Genomic DNA, 6331 nt, shown 5'->3' with positions numbered 1-6331 from the left:
TAGGGCGGGTTGTAACCCGCCGAACGGAGCCCGCATCCCGCACGCTGGTTGCGTGGGAACGCAACGTACCGGCACTCTGTATCGGCAGATGCAGAGCGTCCAGACCCGGTTCCCACGCGGAGCATGGGAACCATCGCCTCCAGCCCTCAATCCTCCGCGCGGCGTTCGAGCTTCTTGCCCAGCCGCGAGGCGTACAGCTCGCCGATCATGCCGCGGCGGAACACCAGCACGCAGACCATGAAGATGATTCCGGTGACCAGCGTCACCGGCAGCTCCGAAGTGGCGAAGTAGTTGCCCAGGGTGGTCACCAGCGCCGCGCCGAAGACCGGCCCGACCAGGGTGCCGATGCCGCCCAGCAGGGTCATCAGCACCACCTCGCCGGACATCTGCCAGCTGACGTCGGTCAGCGTGGCGAACTGGAACACCAGCGCCTTCAACCCGCCGGCCAGCCCCGCCAGGGCGGCGGACATGACGAAGGCACCGAGCTTGTAGCGCGACACCGTATAGCCGAGGGAGATCGCACGGTTCTCGTTCTCGCGGATCGAGCGCAGGATCATGCCGAACGGTGAGTGGATGACGCGCCAGATCACGAACATTCCGGCGAGGAACACCGAGAGCACGAAGAAGTACATGTACAGCGGCTCCTCGAGGTCGATGAAGCCGAACAGGTGCCCGCGCGGAATGCCCTGGATGCCGTCCTCGCCATGGGTGAAGCCGGCCTGCAGGCAGAAGAAGAAAAACATCTGCGACAGCGCCAGGGTGATCATCGTCGAGTAGATGCCTTGCCGGCGGATCGCCAGGAAGCCGATGACCAGTCCGAGAAACGCTGCGCCGGCGACGCCGACCAGAATCCCCAGCTCCGGCGGCAGGCCCCATTCCTTCACCGCGTGGGCGGTGAAGTAGGCCGATCCGCCGAAGAACGCCGCATGGCCGAAGGAGAGGATGCCGGTGTAGCCGAGCAGCAGGTTGAAGGCGCAGGCGAACAGCGCGAAGCACAGCACCTTCATCAGGAAGATCGGATAGAAATACAACGGCGCCAGTGCCAGCGCGAGGACGCCGACCAGGATCAGCACGGTCTCCAGGCGCAGCAGCGGGCGCTTGGCGGTGGCGGTCATCGATACCGGTGTCGTCATCAGGCGTCCCTCCCCATCAGGCCGGCCGGGCGCACCAGCAGTACGATGGCCATGATCACGAAGATCACGATGTTCGATGCCTCGGGGTAGAACACCTTGGTCAGTCCCTCGAGAATCCCCAGCAGGTAGCCGGTGATGATCGCGCCGAGGATCGAGCCCATGCCGCCGACCACCACCACGGCGAACACCACGATGATCAGGTTGGAGCCCATCAGCGGGCTGACCTGGTAGATCGGCGCGGCGAGAATGCCGGCCAGCCCGGCCAGTGCCGCGCCCATGCCGTAGGTGAAGGTCAGCAGCAGCGGCACGTTGATGCCGAAGGTGCGCACCAGCGTCGGGTTTTCCGTGGCGGCGCGCAGGTAGGCACCAAGCTTGGTCTTCTCGATCAGCAGCCAGCTGCTGATGCAGATCGCCAGCGAGGCCAGCACCACCCAGGCGCGGTATTTGGGCAGAAACATGAAGCCCAGGTTGTAGCCGCCGGCAAGCTCCTTGGGCACCGCGTAGGGCTGTCCGGACGAGCCGTAGTAGTAGCGGAAGGCGCCTTCCAGGGCCAGCGCCAGGCCGAAGGTGAAGAGCAGGCTGTAGAGGTGGTCGAGGTTGTACAGCCGCGACAGCGCCAGGCGCTCGATCGCCGCGCTGCACAGGCCGACGATGATTGGCGCGAGGAGCAGTGCCGGCCAGTAGCCGATGCCGAAGGTGGCCAGCAGCAGGTAGCCGGCGAAGGCGCCGATCATGTACTGCGCGCCGTGGGCGAAATTGATGATCTTCAGCATGCCGAAGATGATCGCCAGGCCCAGGCTGAGCATGGCGTAGAACGAGCCGTTGATCAGGCCGATGAGCAACTGGCCGAGGAACGCCTGGATCGGCACGTCGAAGATAGTCGTCATCACACCCCCAGTGCTTCGTTGAGCATGGCCATGCGGCCGGGCAGTTCCTCGACGGCGAAGGTGTCGATGACCTTGCCGTGGTCCACCACGTAGAAGCGGTCGGCGACCTTGCTGGCGAAGCGGAAATTCTGCTCCACCAGCAGGATGGTCATGCCGCGCTGCTTGAGCGTCAGCAGGACCTCGCCGATGCGCTGGATGATCACCGGCGCCAGGCCTTCGGTGGGCTCGTCGAGCAGCAGCAGCTTGGCGCCGGTGCGCAAAATGCGCGCCATGGCCAGCATCTGTTGCTCGCCGCCGGAGAGCTTGGTGCCCGGGCTCTTGCGGCGCTCCTCGAGGTTGGGGAACAGCTGGTAGATTTCCGCCAGGGTCATGCCGCCCTTGGCAATGACCGGCGGCAGGGTGAGGTTTTCCTCCACCGTCAGGGTGGCGAAGATGCCGCGCTCCTCCGGCACGTAGCCGATGCCGTGGCGCGCGGTCCGGTGCAGCGGCACGCGCAGCATGTCCTTGCCGTCGAAGCGGATGCTGCCGCTGCGCTTGCGAATGATGCCGACGATCGAGCGCAGGGCGGTGGTCTTGCCCACGCCATTGCGGCCGAGCAGGGTCACCGTCTCGCCCTGGTGGACGTCCAGGTCGATGCCGTGCAGCGCATGGCTTTCGCCATACCAGGCGTTGAGGTCGCGTACGGACAGCAAGGGCGCGCTTTCAGTCATCTTCGGTTCCCATGTAGGCCACGCGCACGCGCTCGTCCTGGCTGACCGTGCGGTAGTCGCCGGAAGTGAGGATTTCGCCGCGCTGCAGCACGGTCACCTGATGGCAGAGATCGGCGACCACCTTGAGGTTGTGTTCGACCATCAGCACGGCGCGCTGGGTGGCGACCTCGCGGATGATCTCGGCCACCACGTGAACGTCTTCATGGCCCATCCCGGCCATGGGTTCGTCGAGCAGCAGCACCTTGGGCTCCAGCGCCAGGGTGGTGGCGATTTCCAGCACGCGCTTGCGGCCGTAGGACAGGTCGGCTGCCTGGTCGTGGCGCTTGTCCTGCAGGCCGACCGATTCGATCAGTTGCATGGCCCGCTCGTTCAGGCGGTTGAGCGAGCGCATCGGCAGCCAGAACTGCGTGGCCAGCCCGCCCGGGCGCTGCAGGGCGACGCGCACGTTGTCCAGCACGCTCAGGTGCGGAAATACCGCGGAAATCTGGAACGAGCGCACCAGGCCCATGCGCGCGACCTTGGCCGGGTCGGTGCGGGTGATGTCCTGGTCGAGCAGGCGGATGGTGCCGCTGGTGGGCTGCAGGAACTTGGTCAGCAGATTGAACACCGTGGTCTTGCCGGCCCCGTTGGGGCCGATCAGGGCATGCACCCGTGCGTGCTGCACGTCGAGATCGACATTGTTGACCGCGACGAAGCCGCCGAACTCGCGGCGCAGGCCGCGGGCCGACAGCATCACCGGCGCCTCTTGGTCGGCACCGGCCTGCGGCCCGGGGGCGTCATGGGCTGCGGCGGCCATGCTCATTGCCCGGCCAGGTCGCAGCCGCTTTCTTGCGGCTTGATGTAGGCCTCGTCGCCCGGCACGGTGGCCAGCACCTTGTAGTAGTCCCAGGCACGCGTGCTCTCGTCGGGCTTCTTCACTTCCATCAGATAGACGTCGCTGATCAGCCGCCCGTTGGCGCCGACCTTGGCGTTGCGGGCGAAGACGTCGTCCACCGGCATCTCGTGCATGGCCTTGGCCACCGGCTCGGTGGCATCGGTACCGGCCTTCTCGATGGCCTTGAGGTACTGCAGCACGCCGGAATAGGTGCCGGCGTGGATCATGTTCGGCATGCGTCCGGTGCGTTTGAAGAAGCGTTCGCCGAATTCCCGGGACTGGTCGTCGCGATCCCAATAGAAGCTTTCGGTCAGGGTCAGCCCCTGGGCCGACTCGAGGCCCAGGCCGTGCACTTCGGCGAGAGTGAACAGCAGGGCGGCGAGGCGCTGGCCACTGGCGACGATGCCGAATTCCGCCGCCTGCTTGATGCTGTTGGAAGTGTCCAGGCCGGCATTGGCCAGGCCGATGACCTTGGCCCCGGAGGACTGCGCCTGCAGCAGGAACGACGAATAGTCGGTGCTCGCCAGCGGATGGCGCACCGCGCCCTTGATCTCGCCGCCCTTGGACTTGACGAAGGTGGCAGTCTGCTCCTCCAGCGAATAGCCGAAGGCGTAGTCGGCGGTGAGGAAGTACCAGCTGTCGCCACCCTGCGACACCAGCGCGCCGCCGGTGCCGACCGCCAGTGCATGGGTGTCGTAGGCCCAGTGGAAGCCGTAGGGCGAGCACTGCTTGCCGGTCAGCTCGGTGGTGGCCGCCCCGGTGACCAGGTTGATCTTCTTCTTGCTTTTGGAAATGCCCTGCACCGCCAGCGCCACGGAGGAGGTGGTCAGCTCCATGATCGAGTCGACCTGCTCGCGGTCGTACCACTGGCGGGCGATGTTGGAGGCGATGTCCGGTTTGTTCTGGTGGTCGGCGGTGACGATCTCGATCGGCGCGTCCAGCACCTTGCCGCCGAAATCCTCGGCCGCCATCTTCGCGGCTTCGAACGACCATTTACCGCCGAAATCGGCATACACGCCGGACTGGTCGTTGAGAATGCCGATCTTCACCTTGCCGTCGGAAATCTCGGCCGAGGCGGGCACGGCGATGGCTGCCGTCAGGGTTGCCGCTGCAATTGCTGGAAGCTTCATGCGTATCTCCTTGCACGATGGACCGCTTACCGGACAGCCCCACCCGGAGCCATCGCGGACGGCACGGGGTTCTAGGGAAAAACGGGGCAGGTGAGCGCGAACGGTGTCGCGCCGGTCAGATCGGGGCTTGCGATGAACGGCGCCCGCGATGCGCTCCATCCAGGCGCTGCCTGTGCGCTGCCGCTCCCTGCCGCAGCGCGCATCGACGGCACGCCAGCGCCGGGACGGTGAGGGAGACGGATGGGTGGAGGGCTCAGCCGGAAGCGGGTCGCATCGATATACATGGGCGCCTTCTTCTTATTGTTGTTCTAGAACTAAACGTAGCAGGGGATTTTGCGGAAGCAACTTTGCGGCGACTGTTTCGTGCAGGCGCGAGAAACCGACCGAACGGCCTGGCCTGGCCTGGTTGCCTGTGCGGTTAGTTGGTTGACTCACTGAGCATTATCTAGGAGGCGCCTGCGCGTCTTCGATGCAGCGCTGTCGGGCAGCAAACAGGGTGCAGCCCCGAGAAAGTCGCCTGTGCACACCGCGCCCGTAGGCCCGGGGGGGACGCCGAGTCCTTGCCGGCGATCATCGGCGTTGCGGCCGATCGCCCGCAAGCGGGCTCCTGATATGGATTGACCTGTCAACTGTGGTTCTATTCTTCGTTCTGTTCTTCTCCGTCAATGGCTTCGGTTCAGGGGGTGGAAGGCGATTTGGCGACGGTGGATCACTCTGATATGCGTGGGTTGGTTACCGACCTGACTTCACTTCGTCGCGGAGCTGCCCTTCTCTACAGTCGTGGGTCTGCCCTCCTGACAGAGGACGCCACATAGGAGCGCCAGGGGTTCTCCTCACCGGCCCTCCACCCCCTGAACCGAAGCCACTGATGCTTGTTCATATCACTGCCCTGCTGCCGTGTGCCTTGCCCGCAACCTCGCAGGCGATGGCCCAGATGAACCCCGCCAGCTCCCGCGCGACAGCGGTTGTGACTTGCTGCTTGATCTTGCCCGCCTCGATAAGCGCCCGATAACGACCGCACAAACGCTTCTGCGCTTGCCAGGCGATGGCCTGAACCACCTCCGAGGTTTTCTCAGCTCGCTTCTCGATGGCTCGTGTCTTGCGCGCCGGGAAACGATAGTTCCACCCCGCCTCCACCAGCACTCGCCGTACATGTCCGTTGCCCGTTCGGGTAATGCTGCCCTGGCGACGTGAGCCGCCACTGGAGTGCTCGCTGGGAACCAGTCCCAGGTAGGCCATTAGCTCGCGCGGCGAGTCGAAACGGGTGAGGTCGCCCAACTCCGCCAGCACCGTCATCGCCGTGATGAGACTCACGCCGCGCAAGGCCATCAGTGCTTGCGCCACCGAGCTTAGCGACCAGCCTGCCAGCATTTCATGCATTTGCGCTTCCAGATCGGCCACCCGCTTTTGCATCGATTTAACGGTATCGATGTATTCCTGCAGGACGATCTGCTGCACCGGCGAATCAAACTTCACGCTCTCCAACCAGCGAAAATGGGCCTGGGTCCAGCGACTTTTACCGCCATAGACGCGTCCATGACGCAGCAAGTAAGCCCCTAGCCGTTGACGACTCTTCAGCTCAAGGGACTTCATGTCC

6 protein-coding genes are annotated in these 6331 nt (G+C 64.8%); all 6 read right to left on the bottom strand.

The window, feature by feature from the left end; translation table 11 throughout:
* Positions 1-146: 146 nt before the first annotated feature.
* A complete protein-coding gene (locus tag IN820_RS05790) occupies positions 147-1133 on the bottom strand; it encodes a branched-chain amino acid ABC transporter permease (protein ID WP_193680063.1) in 987 nt (328 codons plus the stop codon).
* Entirely contained in the window at positions 1133-2020 is an 888-nt protein-coding gene (locus IN820_RS05785) for a branched-chain amino acid ABC transporter permease (RefSeq protein ID WP_193680062.1), read from the bottom strand. The genes IN820_RS05790 and IN820_RS05785 overlap by 1 nt, the downstream gene beginning before the upstream one ends.
* Entirely contained in the window at positions 2020-2730 is a 711-nt protein-coding gene (locus IN820_RS05780; RefSeq protein WP_193680061.1) for an ABC transporter ATP-binding protein, read from the bottom strand. The genes IN820_RS05785 and IN820_RS05780 overlap by 1 nt, the downstream gene beginning before the upstream one ends.
* Positions 2723-3532 (bottom strand): ABC transporter ATP-binding protein, encoded by an 810-nt coding sequence (locus IN820_RS05775; RefSeq protein ID WP_408005196.1) that lies wholly within the window; start codon positions 3530-3532, stop codon positions 2723-2725. Before IN820_RS05775 ends, IN820_RS05780 begins: the two co-directional genes overlap by 8 nt.
* Positions 3529-4734, bottom strand: coding sequence for an ABC transporter substrate-binding protein (locus IN820_RS05770; protein WP_193680059.1), 1206 nt, complete (start codon positions 4732-4734; stop codon positions 3529-3531). Before IN820_RS05770 ends, IN820_RS05775 begins: the two co-directional genes overlap by 4 nt.
* Positions 4735-5610: 876 nt before the next feature.
* Positions 5611-6331 (bottom strand): IS110 family RNA-guided transposase (locus IN820_RS05765; RefSeq protein WP_193680058.1); only part of this gene is annotated, 721 nt, incomplete at its 5' end.

It is taken from the genome of Pseudomonas lopnurensis (assembly GCF_015070855.1).
GTDB lineage: Bacteria > Pseudomonadota > Gammaproteobacteria > Pseudomonadales > Pseudomonadaceae > Stutzerimonas > Stutzerimonas lopnurensis.
This window is presented reverse-complemented; position numbering and strand designations above follow the sequence as displayed.